Annotated in this window: 16 protein-coding genes; 4 read left to right on the top strand and 12 right to left on the bottom strand. The window is 28.8% G+C overall.

Annotated features, from left to right (window positions below):
- Positions 1 to 58: 58 nt before the first annotated feature.
- The 3 genes from EG57_RS0209705 to EG57_RS0209695 all read right to left on the bottom strand — a co-directional run bounded on the left by EG57_RS0209705 (position 59) and on the right by EG57_RS0209695 (position 3,577).
- A complete protein-coding gene (locus EG57_RS0209705; RefSeq protein WP_032077032.1) occupies positions 59 to 658 on the bottom strand; it encodes a phosphatase PAP2 family protein in 600 nt (199 codons plus the stop codon).
- Positions 659 to 741: 83 nt separating this feature from the next.
- Positions 742 to 2,127: a L,D-transpeptidase family protein gene (locus tag EG57_RS0209700; protein ID WP_032077031.1), complete on the bottom strand. Its 1,386-nt coding sequence runs from the start codon at positions 2,125 to 2,127 to the stop codon at positions 742 to 744.
- A 190-nt stretch (positions 2,128 to 2,317) separates the two neighbouring features.
- A complete protein-coding gene (locus tag EG57_RS0209695; protein ID WP_032077030.1) occupies positions 2,318 to 3,577 on the bottom strand; it encodes an Nramp family divalent metal transporter in 1,260 nt (419 codons plus the stop codon).
- A gap of 188 nt (positions 3,578 to 3,765) precedes the next feature.
- Here EG57_RS0209695 and EG57_RS0209690 point away from each other — a divergent pair, with 188 nt between their 5' ends.
- Positions 3,766 to 4,272, top strand: coding sequence for a ferritin (locus tag EG57_RS0209690; RefSeq protein ID WP_032077029.1), 507 nt, complete (start codon positions 3,766 to 3,768; stop codon positions 4,270 to 4,272).
- 105 nt (positions 4,273 to 4,377) lie between these two features.
- On the opposite strand, the gene EG57_RS0209685 is transcribed toward EG57_RS0209690, so the two are convergent.
- Complete coding sequence (locus tag EG57_RS0209685) at positions 4,378 to 5,052, bottom strand: nitrite/sulfite reductase domain-containing protein (RefSeq protein WP_032077028.1); 675 nt, start codon at positions 5,050 to 5,052, stop codon at positions 4,378 to 4,380.
- Positions 5,053 to 5,094: 42 nt separating this feature from the next.
- Positions 5,095 to 5,514: an organic hydroperoxide resistance protein gene (locus tag EG57_RS0209680; protein ID WP_032077027.1), complete on the bottom strand. Its 420-nt coding sequence runs from the start codon at positions 5,512 to 5,514 to the stop codon at positions 5,095 to 5,097.
- Positions 5,515 to 5,832: 318 nt separating this feature from the next.
- Here EG57_RS0209680 and EG57_RS0209675 point away from each other — a divergent pair, with 318 nt between their 5' ends.
- The 3 genes from EG57_RS0209675 to EG57_RS25805 all read left to right on the top strand — a co-directional run bounded on the left by EG57_RS0209675 (position 5,833) and on the right by EG57_RS25805 (position 8,393).
- The gene (locus tag EG57_RS0209675) at positions 5,833 to 6,321 is read left to right on the top strand and encodes a hypothetical protein (protein WP_032077026.1); all 489 of its coding nucleotides are present in this window, start codon (positions 5,833 to 5,835) and stop codon (positions 6,319 to 6,321) included.
- A gap of 30 nt (positions 6,322 to 6,351) precedes the next feature.
- Positions 6,352 to 6,897: a hypothetical protein gene (locus EG57_RS25410; RefSeq protein WP_052037816.1), complete on the top strand. Its 546-nt coding sequence runs from the start codon at positions 6,352 to 6,354 to the stop codon at positions 6,895 to 6,897.
- A 159-nt stretch (positions 6,898 to 7,056) separates the two neighbouring features.
- Positions 7,057 to 8,393 (top strand): IS3 family transposase gene (locus EG57_RS25805; RefSeq protein WP_108849483.1). Its coding sequence is split into 2 segments (ribosomal slippage): positions 7,057 to 7,444 and positions 7,444 to 8,393, totalling 1,338 coding nucleotides; the frame shifts between segments, so codons are not numbered across the junction.
- Positions 8,394 to 8,484: 91 nt separating this feature from the next.
- On the opposite strand, the gene EG57_RS0209655 is transcribed toward EG57_RS25805, so the two are convergent.
- The 7 genes from EG57_RS0209655 to EG57_RS0209625 form a co-directional block, all read right to left on the bottom strand.
- The gene (locus tag EG57_RS0209655; protein WP_052037815.1) at positions 8,485 to 10,449 is read right to left on the bottom strand and encodes a transglycosylase domain-containing protein; all 1,965 of its coding nucleotides are present in this window, start codon (positions 10,447 to 10,449) and stop codon (positions 8,485 to 8,487) included.
- A 152-nt stretch (positions 10,450 to 10,601) separates the two neighbouring features.
- Entirely contained in the window at positions 10,602 to 11,198 is a 597-nt protein-coding gene (locus EG57_RS0209650) for a phosphatase PAP2 family protein (RefSeq protein ID WP_032077023.1), read from the bottom strand.
- 639 nt (positions 11,199 to 11,837) lie between these two features.
- Positions 11,838 to 12,398, bottom strand: a complete 561-nt coding sequence (locus EG57_RS0209645; RefSeq protein ID WP_341350112.1) for a phosphatase PAP2 family protein — start codon at positions 12,396 to 12,398, stop codon at positions 11,838 to 11,840.
- A complete protein-coding gene (locus EG57_RS0209640) occupies positions 12,367 to 13,041 on the bottom strand; it encodes a DedA family protein (RefSeq protein ID WP_032077022.1) in 675 nt (224 codons plus the stop codon). The genes EG57_RS0209645 and EG57_RS0209640 overlap by 32 nt, the downstream gene beginning before the upstream one ends.
- A gap of 335 nt (positions 13,042 to 13,376) precedes the next feature.
- The gene (locus EG57_RS0209635) at positions 13,377 to 14,126 is read right to left on the bottom strand and encodes an ABC transporter permease (protein ID WP_032077021.1); all 750 of its coding nucleotides are present in this window, start codon (positions 14,124 to 14,126) and stop codon (positions 13,377 to 13,379) included.
- Positions 14,119 to 14,856, bottom strand: a complete 738-nt coding sequence (locus EG57_RS0209630; RefSeq protein ID WP_032077020.1) for an ABC transporter ATP-binding protein — start codon at positions 14,854 to 14,856, stop codon at positions 14,119 to 14,121. Before EG57_RS0209630 ends, EG57_RS0209635 begins: the two co-directional genes overlap by 8 nt.
- A gap of 101 nt (positions 14,857 to 14,957) precedes the next feature.
- Positions 14,958 to 15,833, bottom strand: coding sequence for a hypothetical protein (locus EG57_RS0209625; protein WP_032077019.1), 876 nt, complete (start codon positions 15,831 to 15,833; stop codon positions 14,958 to 14,960).
- Positions 15,834 to 16,005: the final 172 nt, after the last annotated feature.

The raw sequence follows: 16,005 nt of genomic DNA, 5'->3' as shown, positions 1-16,005 counted from the left end.
TAAAAAGTTTACCACATACTTTTTAGTATGAGATAAACTTCTTAACCAAATTATATAATTAATCATTCAATATGTTTCTATTTGAATTCTTACAAAATCCTGTTTTACTAATTAACAGCTTTTCAACTTTAATATAAATTTCTTCAATTTTGTTTCTTAATAAAAAATTATATAAATAATTTATGGCAAATACCATAATATATGCACCAATGACATCTGACGGGTAGTGATTTCCAACATATACTCGTGAAAATCCTACTATTATTGATATTACTGCCATTATTATTCCAAGTATCTTATTATATTTTCTAAGGCCTAAAGCTACACTCATAGTTCCTGCAGCATGATTACTTGGGAAAGATGCATTTTTTGTATGTTCTATAAGTAAATTAACTTTATTATTTACAAAAGGTCTATCTTCATAATATACTATTCCAATTACAAAACTTAATGTTAAGTTAATTACTGCAATAATACATGTGCTCACAGATATCTTTCTATACTCCTCATTTTTCTTAATAGCGCCTAAAATAAATACTAATGCAGTAATTGCCATAAATATATAGTGTACATCTTTTGAAATAAAAATCATCATCTTATCAAAAACTGCATTTTTGTTTGCTAAATCATTTATTAGTCTAAAAAACTCCATATTCATAATAAAAATATCCTTTCTGCTAAATATTGATGCAATACTACATTAACACTACTTTACAATAAAATCAAATAATACTCTAACTTCTAATAATAGCAAATGATTGGAGTACCTTTCTCAATATTATAAAATATTGTCTTTGCTAAATTGTATGGTGAATTTATACAACCATGAGAACCATTTGTCTTATATATATTTTCTCCAAACTTATCTCTCCAGCTTGCATCATGAATTCCAATACCTCCATTAAAAGGCATCCAGAATTCAACAGGAGTACTATAATCCTGACCAGTTAGAGTTGCATTCTTTTCTTTATATTTCAATCTATAAATACCTTGTGGTGTCAAATAATTACTACTCTCATTACCTGTAACTACATCTCCTTGTACTATTAGTTCTTCATTTTTATAAAACCATAAATGTTGATTTTTCATATCTATTTCAACATAGGTATTTCCAATATCATTACTACCATGAGAAAAAGCCGTTTGTATGTAGACAGGTTCTTTTTCTATAACTTTTCCTTCTTCAATTACTTTATTTAAATTTTGAATTTCCTTGGAAATATTGATTGACCATCCATAATCACCACTACTTATGTTTATTGTTTTACCTAAAGTTGTAATAAAATTCCTTGTTTTTCCTACAGTATTATAATCCTTAAACAATGAATTCATATATCTCTTTTCTTTTTGATTATCAAGTACAACTTGAAAATCATCATTAATTTTAAGCCATTCATTTATTATTGATCCATCTATGATTTCTTTATTTTTTCCAAAAGTATATGTAACTTTTGAAGATATGTATTTATTGAGAATGTTTTTATTATCAATAGTTCTTTGAGATTTTGAAGTATATTTAGGCTTCACATAACAACCTATCTGTTCCAAATCTATTATATCTTCCACTTTCTGTATTGCCTTTGTCACCTTGCTATATAAAATATCCTTATCAATTTTATTACCATTCACTTCATCTATAATTACATACCCTTTATCTGTGTATTTAAAGTCAGGTTCTCTAGGTTCAATTATATTGCTAATATCAAGGCAAGAAAGCTTCTCCAGATTTTCTTTTAACATTTTTTCATCATATATAACTACATCTGTCATTTTTAAATTTTTTTTACTAAAAAAAGCCGAAATCCAATTTAAGGGATTTTGTCTATCTTTAAATTTCTCATATTTTCCTCCTGAATTATATCTCAGACCAATATCAAGAGATTTAATTTGTTCTGTTTTACCGCCACGTTCCTTTATATTTACTGTATATGCTCTCAACCTTGATGTCATTTGTTCTTTCACTTCTTCAACAGTTTTACACGAAACATTGATATGATTAATTTCAGAACCAAAGTAAAAATGGTTCTCAAAATATATTGCTATAAAAAAATACATACAAACTAAAGTACTCAAAAAAATTATAATGCTCTTGACAATTTTACTTCGTTTATTTTGCTTACTTTTCATGATGCCTCCACTTGTAATCACAATAAAAATTTTAAATTAACAGTCATATAAATAAACAATGACCTTAATTTTATATCCATATATAACAGTCTAAAATTATTTTTCACAATTAAAACTGTTTAATACAAAAAACTATAAGTTTTATTTTTACAAAACTTATAGTTTTTACATAATTAAATATAAAACTTACTTATACATTTAATATCAGCATTAAATTTAAAATTGTTATTATAACTGCAATTATTCCCAAAATTATTTTAGAAAATACGTCATTAGAATATTTGCCCATTACCTTTTTCGATGAAGTTAAATATATTTGCAGAAATACCGTAATAGGTAATTGTATGCTCAAAAACATTTGTGAATAAATTAAGCCTTTAAATGGATCTTCTATGAAAAATATAATTAAAATTGCAGTAATTAATGTTGCTCCAACTCCTATTTTTGTATGTGTGTCATTTATGTCATAAGGTTCCTTATATATGCCAGCAAAAATACTTCCTGCTGCCATTCCCGCAGTTATTGTAGAAGATATACCCGCAAATAATAGTGCAATTGCAAATATCACTGCTGCTCCTTTACCTAATAATGGTTCCAGCATTTGTCTAGCTTGCCCAAGATCAGTTATGTTTATTTTATTAGAAAAAAATGTAGCTGCTGCAATCAAGATCATAGCACTATTAATAGCCCAGCCTATTATCATAGAAAATAAGGTATCTGCAAATTCATATTTTAATTGCTTTTCAATTATTGCTTCATCTTTTAAATTCCACTGCCTGCTTTGTATTATTTCTGAATGAAGAAACAAATTATGAGGCATAACCACAGCACCAATGACACTCATTATTATAGGCATAGCACCTTTAGGAAAATTAGGTGTAACCCAATTTACTACAGCTTTTCCCCAATCTACATTAATAAATGCAAGTTCAATAATAAAAGAGATACCTATAAGAGAAACAAATCCAATTATCCACTTTTCAAGTTTTTTATAGGAATTAGTAAATAACATCCATACAATTAATATTAAAGTCATGACACTACCAAGCTTTATTGGTATTTTAAATAACATATTAAGTGCTATTGCTGAACCAAGTATTTCCGCCATTGCAGTTGAAGCAGCTGCAAGTGTTGCTGTTACCAAAATACTTCTGCTAAGCCAAGGCTTTAAATAAATGGATGCTGCCTCAGACAGACAGTATCCTGTAGCTATGCCAAGATGTGCTGCATTATGCTGAAGTATAATAAGCATTATCGTTGAAAGTGTGACAGTAAATAAAAGTGAATATCCATAAGTTGACCCAGCCATAAGGTTAGATGCCCAATTTCCCGGATCGATAAAGCCAACTGTAACTATTAATCCTGGTCCTATGTATTTAATGAAATCCAGAGCCATAAACTTAGGTTTATGTTCTCCAGTAAATAATCCTCTTTTCTTCTTTGTACTCATAACTTGCCTCCCCCTTCAATGTTATTGTTCTTCTATAAATAAATATTATCACAATTAATAAAGATTATCATCTGATATTGACTGATTAAATTATTTATTGTAAACTTATTATAAAAATTACTTGAATATACTCTTTAATATGTAGTATTTTATTATTTAATATACAAAATGAAGAAGGAGTTGATTAAATGTTTAGTGAAAACTTAGCTCAAGCTTTAAATGACCAAATCAATTTTGAATTTTACTCTGCACATCTTTACTTATCAATTGCCGCTTACTTTTCATCTATTGATTTAGACGGCTTTGCAAACTTTTTTACAGTTCAAGCTGAAGAAGAAAAGTTTCATGCAATGAAATTTTATAATTATGTAAATGAAATGGAAGGAAGAGTGTTACTAAAAGGATTTGAAAATCCTCCTGTGGATTTTGAATCACCTTTAGATGCTTTTGAACATTCATTGGAACATGAAAAAACTGTGACTAAGAGGATTTATAACCTTTCTGATATTGCACTTGAAGAAAGAGAACATGCTACTTTAAGCTTACTAAGGTGGTTTATAGACGAACAAGTTGAAGAAGAGAAAAATTTCAACACAATTATTAAGAAATTGAAAAGAATAGAAAATGATATGGCAGCACTGTATATGCTAGACTCTGAGTTAGCTGCAAGAGTATTTGTTCCACCAGTTAACTAAAATACTTTTAATAAGTTTTTAGCTGTGAATATATATAAGGTTCTATCTCAAAATGTATGTAATGTGAATTTTGAGATAGAACCTATATTAACGTTTAATTCTATTTTATAAATAACTATTAATGTCTATTTGTTCTTTGAACGCTTCTAATCCTAATCTGTCTATGTAATCTCCTAATCTTTCTCTTGTTCCTGCATTTTCACTATATACTTGAATAACTTTCTCTATTAAATCATATATTTTTTCTTCTGATACAGAAAGTGCTATTCTATCTGCTATTCTTGGCTTAGCTCCACCTTTTCCACCAACATATAGCATCCAACCTTTTCCACCACCTATTAATCCTATATCCTTAAAGGCGCTATCTGCACAGCTATTAGGACATCCACTTACACCTATCTTTAACTTATTAGGTAATTCCTTTCCATGATATAAGCTATCTAACTTTGATCCAACTGCTACTGAATCTTGAAGTCCTCTTTTACAGAAAGTAGTACCTGGACATATTTTTATACTTCTTACACATAGCCCAATTGCTGCACCTGGGTCCATGTCTAAATCTTTCCAAACACTATCTAAATCTTCTTGTTTTAAGCCAACTAATGCAATTCTTTGAGCTCCTGTAACCTTAACAGCTGCTGCATTGTACTTTTCAGCTACATCTGCAATAGTTCTTAAAACCTCTGGTGTCACAATTCCTGCAGTTAAATGTGGTGCAATACTATATGTTTCCTTATCCCTTTGCAATATTGCTCCTTTTTCTAGTAAATCCTTTTTCATTTTGTAACCTCCTGAATTTTGTTTTAAATAATATATTATCTATTATATTACTTCTATTTCTACATCCACATTTCCTTTAATAGCTTTGGAATAAGGACAGTTCTTATGTGCTATATTTACATATTTTAAAGCTTTTTCTTTTTCTAATCCATCAATTGATACTTGCAATTTTACAGCTATTTTTAGCCCTTTATCTTCTGGATCTTCTTTTAAGGATACAATTGCTGAAACAGTAGTTTTTTCAAACTTTGTTCTAGTTTTTTGTAAAACAACTTCCAATGCACCATTAAAACAAGTACTATATGCAGCTGCAAAAAGCTGCTCTGGATTTGTTAATGTTGTATCTTCTCCACCTAATTCTTTTGGCATAGCTACATCTAATTTAAAAGACATATCTGGTGAATAAACTCTACCTTTCCTTGCTCCTACATTAATTATTGTTGTTTCATATAAAGTTTTCACAATTTTATCTCCTTTCAATGAACTTTTATTAAACTTCTCACACTATTCAATAATATATATTGTTTAATAATATTTATTCCAGGATTATGATAACATAGTTTAGCCACTAAATCAACTCATTTTTGTCATTTTTAACTCAGTCTTATCATGTACAAAATGAAAAAATTAGTATTGCTCAGTTTTGCCTATAAATTGTCATGATGTTGTCACAAATAACCTTTATAATTAAGAAAATCAAAACACTTAATGGATAACATATCATTATTAAAAATTATAATAGTAATTTCTTTAAAAAGAATGCAAAGGATGGTAATATTAATGAAAAAACATACTTTTTTAAGTAAAACAGTAACTTGCTTACTTGTACTTGGCGTATCAATGACCTTGTTTGCAGGTTGTCAAAGTAGCAATAATAGTGGAAATACTAATAATACTACTCAAAGTACCAAGAAACAAAATAAAAATAAACTCTCTGCAGAGCAAATGAAGAAAAAAGTACAAGATAGCATTCAACCTTTAGTAACAGCAGGAACCATAACTCAAGCTCAAGCTGATAAAATTATAGCAGCATATGAAGCACGTCCTGCAGGAAATGGACAGAAGAATAAACCACAGGATAATCAACAAAGTAGTCAACAGGAAAGTACTCAAAATAAGCAAAAATTTAATCCTTTAAGTAAATTAGTAAGTGATGGCACTATTACACAAGCTCAAGCTGATGCTGTTACTCAAAAGATGAAGGAAAATTCTACACATAAAAACAATGGACAAAGCTCTCAAAATAATAATGGACAATCTTCTAACTAAATAATTTAAAATAACGGAGGAGTTGAAAATATGAGCACAGTAAATAGTACTTCAAATTCATATAATTTGTATACTCAAAATAGTACACAGATTTCAAATTCACAAGGACAAACTAAAGTGCATCATCATCATAAAAAGGCAGAATCCCAGAATTCACCACAATTTAGTAAAGAAGGATTGCAAGCATTAAGTGAAGCTAATCAAGATGCAACAGGGACTACGCCTAAAAGTCCATTAGATAGTTTAGTAGCTAGTGGAACAATTACACAGGATCAGGAAAATTCTATTAAGAGTGCTTTTAGATCAGCAAAACAAGCTAGTTTGTCAGGAGCATATAGTAGTACACCAGCAAACCCTATAAGCAGTCTTGTAGCTAATGGAACAATCACACAAGATCAAGCAGATGCTATTAAAAATTCTTTACAATCAATAGTTCAAGCTAAACAAGGAACTCAACAAGTTTCAGGTTCTCAAGGAAATACGAGAATACATCATCACCATCATCATGTGCAACAAATGCAAGGTACAGAAGAATCTAGCCAAACTACTCCTCAATCAGCAGATAGCTCAAAATAAATATCAAATAGTTAATTATAGATAATTTTTTATATAAAATTTTAAAAGTGGGTGTTTTAAAATGTACCCTATAGAGTAGACAGAGAAAAAAGAGTCTACCCTATAGGGTATTTTTGTTATAATAAAACAGGCAGAGATTGAGAGATTGGAGTAAGTTGAATGAGCAAGAAGATATTCACGAATGAAGAAATAGAAATACTATCTAAGAACAAATATGTTAAGCGCGTCAGCGCGAAGGGAATAACCTATACTGATGAATTTAAGCGCATCTTTATAAGTGAGGATGGAAAAGGCAAGTTTCCAAGGCTAATATTCGAAGAATACGGATTTGACATAAATATTCTGGGGAAAAGGCGCATAGAAATGGCAGCTTATAGATGGCGTACTGCATACGATAAGGAAGGCGTATTAGGATTACAGGATACCAGAAAAGAGAATTCAGGGAGGCCTAGAGAGAAGGAACTCTCCATCGAAGAAAAATATGAACGTCTTAAGGCACAAATTAGTTTGCTTAAAGCTGAGAATGAATTACTAAAAAAACTCGATATGTTAGAAAGGGGGATGATGAAAAAGAAATAAGCCTACCGGCTGAACAGAAATTCAATCTTATTAAGTTGGTAATTACAAAGCATAAGTTGAAAAACTTGATTAGTTATTTATGCAAAATAGTAGGTGTATCACGTTCTGGATACTATAATTATTTTTCATCAAAGTCCCATAGAGCAAGGAATAAACGCACTGTTAAGGATGAGATGTTGAGAGATATCATTTTAAAAGCATATAACTTTAAAGGGCGCAAAAAAGGAGCTAAACAAATAAAAATGACATTAGAAGGTCGATTTGGAATCGTATACAATTTAAAACGTATCCGAAGGATAATGATAAAGTACGGAATTATTTGTCCCATTAGAAAAGCAAATCCTTATAGAAGAATAATGAAAGCTACCAAAGAGCACACCACCCTGCCTAATTTATTAAATAGGAATTTTAAACAAAATACACCTGGGAAGGTGCTTCTTACTGATATAACTTACTTATTTTACGGCAATGGTAAGAAAGCATATCTATCAACAATTAAGGATGGATCTACTAATGAAATTCTGTCATACAATCTCTCAGATAAATTGACACTTGACATAGCTACGGATACGATAGACAAACTAATAAATGAAGGACAAGTTAAACTTACTATAGATGCATTTATTCACTCTGATCAAGGCGCTCACTATACAAGTCCTAAGTTTCAAAGTCTAGTGAAAGGCTACCGCCTAGGGCAATCCATGTCAAGGCGCGGTAACTGCTGGGATAATGCGCCGCAAGAATCGTTTTTTGGGCACTTTAAAGATGAATCGTACATTAAATCATGTGAAACTTTAAGTGAACTTAAGGAAGAAATCACAAGCTATATGTTTTACTATAATAACTATAGATATCAATGGGGACTAAAAAAGATGACTCCTGTACAATACAGAAATCATCTTCTTAATTTAAAATAACTCTTTTTTTTATTGTCCTTGACAAAGGGTACACTTTATTTAAAGTGTAAAAGAGACACTCACTTTTATATTTATAAACATTTAAATTCATCTAAGGCATATTAAAATCCTTATTTTCCACTCCTGCATGTACTTGCTGCATATAATTATGCCATATTTCACCTGGATATGTTCCACCATACAAGTTATAAACATATTTTGGTGTATCATATCCAATCCACACTACTGTGGTATAGTAAGGTGAATAGCCACATAACCAACCATCCTTTTGATCATTTGTTGTACCTGTTTTAGCAGCACTGGTAATTCCATCAAGTCTTACATTATAAGCAGTCCCCCAGGTATTTTCTAAAGTACCTTTTAAAATATCTGTCATCAAATAACTTGCATATTCTTCGTATACTCTTCTCTTTTCCATTTTATTTTGATAAATAATCTTTCCTTGATTATCTACAATGCTGCGTATACATGTAGGATCAATAAACTCTCCTCCTCTTGCAAGAGTTGAATAACCAGATGCCATTTCAACAGGAGTTACTCCATAGGTTAAACCACCTAATGCAGCAGATAAAGTATAATCTTCCTTTACTATTTTACTGAAATCCATGTTTTTTATAAATGATAACCCATAATTAGGAGTTATTGACTCAAAAACTTGATGTGCAACACTATTTAATGACGTTTGTACTGCTTTTCTTATGGATATATCCCCCATATAAATATCACCATCATTATGAGGACCTCCTTCAATATAATGATCATTTATAATAGTTGCATCAGTATATCCTTTTTCAAAAGCAGGAGTGTAAACTGCCAAAGGTTTAAAAGATGAACCGGGCTGCCTAAAAGCTTGAAATGCCCTATTCAAGTAATCCTTCTTAGGACTTGTTCTACCTCCTACTATTGCTATAACAGCACCTGTGTTGTTATCTATAGAAACAGCCGAACCCTGCAATGAATATACTCCGCTATTTTGCTCATTAAAGCCTGATAATTCATTATCTAATGAATCCTGTAAAAGCTTTTGCTTGTTCATATCTATATAAGTATAAATTTTATATCCGTTCTCACGAATATCATTTATGCATCCATTATATACATCAGAATAATCTTTATTATACTCATCCTTATCCTGCTGTGTACTAAATGTATCTTTGAATTGAAATCCCTTTAACTTCATGAGTACTTTTGCAGCATTATCAAGAGCATAGGATTCAACCCACACATTCCCATTATACTTTTCTGGATTTAATACAATTTTATAGTTAATTGCTATATTGTACTGAGCATCTGTAATATAATTATTTTCCTTCATTGATGATAAAATGAGATTTCTGCGTTTCAATGTATTATTAATATTTTTTATAGGATCATAATAAGTGGGATCATTAGGTATAGCAGCTAAAAAACAGATTTCAGATAAATTAAGTTTATTGCAACTCTTATTAAAATATCTTTTTGATGCTGCTTCAACACCATAAGTACTATTGGCAAAATTAATATTATTGATATAGAATTCCAAGATTTGTTCTTTAGTATATTTTTGATCTAACTTTATAGAAATTAGTATTTCCTCCACTTTTCTTTTATAAGTTTTATCAAAATTTAAAAATATATTTCTTGCCAACTGCTGTGTAATTGTGCTTCCTCCCTGTGTAATTTTTCCTTTATTTTTTATGATAGAATACAGAACTCTAAAGTTGGCTTTTACACTAAAGGCACCATGTTTAAAGTAATCTTTGTCCTCAATGGATACAAAAGCATTTTTTACATCCTGAGGTATATTAGAGTATGCTAAATATATGGAATTCTTTGAACTGTATAAATTATTGATTACATTATTATTTGAATCATACAAATACGTTGTTTGATTACCATGAAAGGTATTATAAGATATAGAGTTTACCTTTTTAGTGGCATCATCATAAAGTGATATTGCTGTAGGTAAACAATTAACATAAAAATATACTATAATTACTAGGGATATGGATAAAATCACACACAATATAGTACTTGCAGTTTTCTTCGACTTTTTACTTTTCAATCTTTTTGTCAATCAACTCACTTCCTTATAACCATGTGTAACATTTGAATGTGTTTGTCTATAATATCCCCAGCAAACTCTATGTATATACTTTACTTTTAAGATGTATTATCACTAATAAAAAACTACTGGCAAAACATGTTTGCCAGTAGTTTTTTAACTATTTAATTTAATATGTTTTCATCTGCACTCTTATAAAATCCTACTTTACTAATTAACAGCCTTTCTATTTTTGTATAAATTCCTTCAACTTTATTTTTTAGTGATAAATTATATAAATAACTTATAATAAAAACCATAGCATACGCACCAATAACATCTAATGGATAATGATTACCAACATACACTCTTGAAAAGCCTACAATTATTGATAGTATTATCATTATTATCTCAAGTATTCTATTGTATTTCCCAAGTCCTAAAGCTATACTCATTGTTCCTGTAGCATGATCGCTTGGAAAAGATGCATCTTTAACATGTGGAACAAGCAAATTAACCTTATTGTGCACAAAAGGTCTATCTACATAATACACACTTCCAATTATAAAACTTAACATTAAGTTAATCACTGTAATAACAACTGTGCTCACAGATACTTTTCTGAACTCTTCATTTTTCTTAATGACACCTAAAATAAACACTAATGCAGTAACTGCCATAAATATATAAGGTACATCCTTTGAAAAGAAAATCATTATTTTATCTAGCAATGCATTTTTATTTGCTAAATTATTTATTAATCTAAAAAACTCCATATTCATATTTAAAATGTCCTTTCTATTACTTGTTTTATTCTGTTATACATTATTGACTATTAAGATTAAATTTACATTAAAAATTTCTTAGATTTATCTGTAAAAATTTTCCTGTATTTTAAAACTCAAGTAAGTATGACAAAAAATAATAAGGTGGATAGAACTTTTTCTTTCACCTTATATTCTCTATTAATTGAATACTTATATAAATTTATTATTTCAAGCTGTTAATCTATTGGCTTTTCTTACCTTAATCTCAGCTAAAATCCATATAATAACAGGTAATATCACTTGAAATGGAAAAGCAAAATAAGAATAAACTTTAAAAGCCCAATATTCCATGGTCATAATATTATCATAAACTATGTAGGAAAAATAAATCATTAATAATCCAGTCTATATCACTATCGATCTATAGTCACTTAGGTTGTATAATGATTTATCTAAAACTCTATTTTCTATCTTATTATTTTCTTGCTCATTATTTGTGATTTCATAATTTTCACTCATAATATCACCCAAATAAATTATTTGCGTAATTTATGTTATATATGCACAAAATTTAATTACTTAATTTTATGATACATTTTCTTCAACTTTATTTTTTAATCTAAAAAACTCCATATTCATATCTAAAATATTTTTTCAATTACATACTACTATAATTTTTTGAAAACATCCTTGTTGTAAAATCATAAATACTAACTTTGAACACAGCAATCCTAATACAATTCCAGCTATAACATCAGTTGGATAGTGAACATATAAGTACACCCTTGATAAAGCTATTAAAAATGCTATGCCTATAAAAATAAAGCTATATTCTGCAAAGTACACTGACAAAACCCCTGCTACAGCAAAAGAAGATAGTGTATGTCCTGACGGAAATGAATAAGACTTAGGCTCTGAAATTAAAAGCTTATTTTCATTTAAATGGTTGCATGGTCTTATACGTCTAACTAAATGTTTCACTATTCCTTCACCAATAATAGTACTCAATATTAACGTTCCTGAAGTCATAAAGCCTATATTTCTATACTCTTCATTGCTCATTAGTAAAATGGATATTGCAATCCATATGATTCCTCCATTGCCTAAATAGGTTATAATCACCATAGCTTTATCTATTACATATCCATGCATTTTATTCTTTATACTTAAGAGAATATAATTATCAAGATCCTGTATTGCTGACATCATCTTCATTATTATCACCATCTCTTTTTTCTTTAATAAATGCAGCTATTGCCGGAATAATAGATATTATTATAATAGCAATTAATATATATGAGAAATGTTGTTTTATAAAAGGTAGATTTCCCAAAAAGTATCCTCCACCTAAAAACAATGTAACCCATATGAAGCCACCTAACATGTTATATATAATAAACTTCGAATAACTCATTTCACCTATTCCAGCAACAAATGGTACAAAGGTTCTTATTATAGGTATAAATCTTCCCACTATTATAGCCATACCTCCATGTTTCTCATAAAAAATATTAGCCTTCTTAAGATACTCTTTATTTATATATTTCACATTTTCCTTCTCTAGAATCTTGTTTCCTACTTTCTGCCCTATATAATAATTAACAGTATCACCAATTACAGCAGCCATATAAAATAGCATAAATAGTATTAATATTTTAAGTGATCCAATAGATGCAAGTGCTCCTGTTGCGAACAAAATAGAATCTCCCGGCAAGAATGGAGTAATAACTAACCCTGTTTCACAAAATATAATTAGAAATATAAGTACATATGTCCATACACCATAATTCTGTGTTATTACATTTAAATATTTATCAATATGCAATATTACATTGATCAAAGTTCCTATAATGCTCATATCTTTCTCCCTTCGTTATTAAAATGTATTATGCATAGGATAAAACATAATACATATAATTTTATCCATCTAATTTGTTTTCATTCTGTTATACATTATTAACTATTAAGATTAAAATTACATTAAAACGTTCTTAGATTTTTCTTAAAAATTCGTTTATATAAAATACTATGTATATGTTTTATGAGTAAAAAAATAAGCACAAAAATTACCGCAGCTTTAAATCAGTAAATCTTGTACTTATTTTTTTCTATTTTCTTAAAAGGTAAATAGCTATAAAAGTGCATCCTGCTATAATTCCATAAATTACAAATATACCAAATCCTTTAGTAATCTTATACCTCTTTCTTATCAAATATATAATAGCCAACTGTAAAGAAGATTATTCCATATGATAAAACCATAAATAGAATGTTAATATTCCTTAAAAAACTAGAGCTTCCTGTTAACCATATTGAATACCAATTTAAATAAGAGGTAAATATACTATTATTCATACCTTTTATAAACATAGATAATATTTTAATTCCAATATAAGATAAGATACATGTAATTAAAGCTCCGCTGCTGCTTTTAAAAAACTGTGCTATAAATGTCGCAAATATTGCTAAAACCACTGCTGGAATTATATCTATAAAATAAGCAAATACAATTTGTGGAATACTTTGAATCGTAAAACCTTGATGTAAAAACATTATAGAAACCATTGATACAATAAAAACAACTAATAAATTTATGATGATATAAATAACTACTGCCACATTCTTAGAAATAAAAACCTTAAATCTACTTATAGGCCTTATAAGAACTAATTTCAGTGATTTATCACTAACTTCACCTGAAAATAATTCTGACACTGCCATAAATATAAATAAAGGCAAGAATATATTAGCAAATATACTTAGAGTCATCATAGGAAAACTCAATGAATTTAAAGCTATAAATACAAGCTTTGCTTGAATACTTGAAACAAAAAATGCTGACAAAAAACATATAATAGCTGTAATTAATAAAAATACTATTATCTTTTTCTTCAAGAAAAGTTTTTGAACCTCATTTATAATATTTGCTTTTACGCTATTCATTAGATTCTCCCCTCCTTTTATTTATCTCATTCATATAGAAATCCTCTAAGGAGGCATATTTTTCTTTTATATTTTTAATTTCTTCTCCTTTGTTTATTAACATACCTTTATGAATTATGGCAACTTTACTACACATAAGTTCTATTTCATGCACAAGGTGGCTAGATATAAAAAACGTTACTTGTTTCTCTCTAGCTAACCCAATTATTAAATTTCTCATTTGTACTGTACCTTCTATATCTAATCCATTAGTAGGTTCATCTAAAATTATAAGCTCTGGATTAGATAGAAGTGCTGAAGCTAGCGCTAATCTTTGCTTCATTCCTAAAGAAAATTTAGATACTTTCTCATTTTTAAATTCCTTTAAATCAACCATTTCAAGTATTTCATCTATATCTGATTCTTTAATATTACTATAAAATCTAGATATTATTTTCAAATTGTTATAAGCACTCATATATTCATAAGCATCAGCTGTTTCAATAATTGCTCCTACTTTTTCTAGAGCCTTTTCGAACTTACTTTTTATATCAAAGCCTAAAATTTTAACTTCTCCTCTTTCAAACATATTTAATCCAACAATTGATTTCATAACAGTAGTTTTACCTGCACCATTTGGTCCAAGGAAACCAAAAACATCACCTTTATAAACATCAAAATTTATATCTTTTACACCTCTACCGTTCTTATAGAGTTTAGTTAAATTCTTTACTTCTAAAACTTTTTCCATATTATTTCCTCTCTATAATTAATACTAAAAATTGAGCAAATTATAAATTGCTCAATTTTTAGTATTGATTTTTGTTACTAGGTTAAGGTTAAAATTAATTATTAATCTCTTCCTCTAAACTTTTCAGTTACAGTGTTTACTTGTTTTCCAGTTAAATCAACAGTATCAGGGGTTGTACTATTTATATTTGATAAATCTAAAGTAGCATTAATAGTAATTTCATGAGTTTTTCCTTGAGCATCTGTACCAGTTAAAACTATTTTTCCAACTTGATTATCAAGTATATCGCTCTTGTTAATATCTCCAGTTACTTCTACAGATTTAATTTTTATATTGCTTTGAAGCTGTGGAAGAACATTTGTTAAATTAATTTCTCCAGCTTTTCCATTATGCATTGGTTCACCGCCACTTTTAATCATAGCCATTGATGTTAAAGCATTTACTAATGGTGTTACATCATTTTCACTTAAATTTATAGATACTTTTTTAGTACCATCATTGTTATCAACTACTGATACATTATTTTTCATATTACCTACTAAGGTGTCTACTACAGTTTCTACACTTTTAGCTATTTCAGGATTTTCAACTTTATCTTTTTTATTAACATTTTTGTTCTTATTTTCCCTTACATTATAGACATCGCTGCTGCTTGATTTAAAAATATTTTTTTCATCCTGTTTGTACATGCTGAAAGTTTGATTACCAGCACTAGACTTTACAGTAGTTACTTCACTCATGGCATTAGAAGGTAAATTAATTTTAGCATTAGCAGTCATATCAACTATATCGCTGCCATTGTCATACACAGACACCTTTAAATCTGCAGTTCCATTCTTTAAAGCTTTAGTATCCTTTACAGATGCTTTATATGACTCATATCCAGAAAGTTGTGAAGCATTAGCATAGGCAGTTCCACAAAGCACAGTACCACCAACCACTAAGCTAGTTACCATTGCAACAAGCTTTTTATTCATATTTGACCCCTCCAAGTTATTATAATATTTAGAAAGCCTATGTAACTTTCTATTGATTAATAATATTATTGCAACATTAAAATCACATTAAATAGTTCTTAAATTTATCAAAAAAATTCTCCTATAATTTAAATTTTAAGTAAATATCACATAAAAATAAGATGAAAGAAAC

The sequence above is a fragment of the Clostridium drakei genome, from assembly GCF_000633595.2.
Classification (GTDB): domain Bacteria; phylum Bacillota; class Clostridia; order Clostridiales; family Clostridiaceae; genus Clostridium_AM; species Clostridium_AM drakei.
The sequence above is the reverse complement of the archived record's forward strand: the minus strand, read 5'-3'. Positions and strand labels throughout refer to the sequence as shown.

Coding starts and splice junctions, on each gene's coding strand:
- EG57_RS0209640 (WP_032077022.1), bottom strand. CDS start 13,041: ATGAGCATTATAGGAACTTTGATCAATGTAATATTGCATATTGATAAA.
- EG57_RS25410 (WP_052037816.1), top strand. CDS start 6,352: ATGAGCACAGTAAATAGTACTTCAAATTCATATAATTTGTATACTCAA.
- EG57_RS0209630 (WP_032077020.1), bottom strand. CDS start 14,856: ATGGAAAAAGTTTTAGAAGTAAAGAATTTAACTAAACTCTATAAGAAC.
- EG57_RS0209675 (WP_032077026.1), top strand. CDS start 5,833: ATGAAAAAACATACTTTTTTAAGTAAAACAGTAACTTGCTTACTTGTA.
- EG57_RS0209635 (WP_032077021.1), bottom strand. CDS start 14,126: ATGAATAGCGTAAAAGCAAATATTATAAATGAGGTTCAAAAACTTTTC.
- EG57_RS0209645 (WP_341350112.1), bottom strand. CDS start 12,398: ATGAAGATGATGTCAGCAATACAGGATCTTGATAATTATATTCTCTTA.
- EG57_RS0209700 (WP_032077031.1), bottom strand. CDS start 2,127: ATGAAAAGTAAGCAAAATAAACGAAGTAAAATTGTCAAGAGCATTATA.
- EG57_RS0209625 (WP_032077019.1), bottom strand. CDS start 15,833: ATGAATAAAAAGCTTGTTGCAATGGTAACTAGCTTAGTGGTTGGTGGT.
- EG57_RS0209650 (WP_032077023.1), bottom strand. CDS start 11,198: ATGAATATGGAGTTTTTTAGATTAATAAATAATTTAGCAAATAAAAAT.
- EG57_RS0209705 (WP_032077032.1), bottom strand. CDS start 658: ATGAATATGGAGTTTTTTAGACTAATAAATGATTTAGCAAACAAAAAT.
- EG57_RS0209695 (WP_032077030.1), bottom strand. CDS start 3,577: ATGAGTACAAAGAAGAAAAGAGGATTATTTACTGGAGAACATAAACCT.
- EG57_RS0209685 (WP_032077028.1), bottom strand. CDS start 5,052: ATGAAAAAGGATTTACTAGAAAAAGGAGCAATATTGCAAAGGGATAAG.
- EG57_RS0209690 (WP_032077029.1), top strand. CDS start 3,766: ATGTTTAGTGAAAACTTAGCTCAAGCTTTAAATGACCAAATCAATTTT.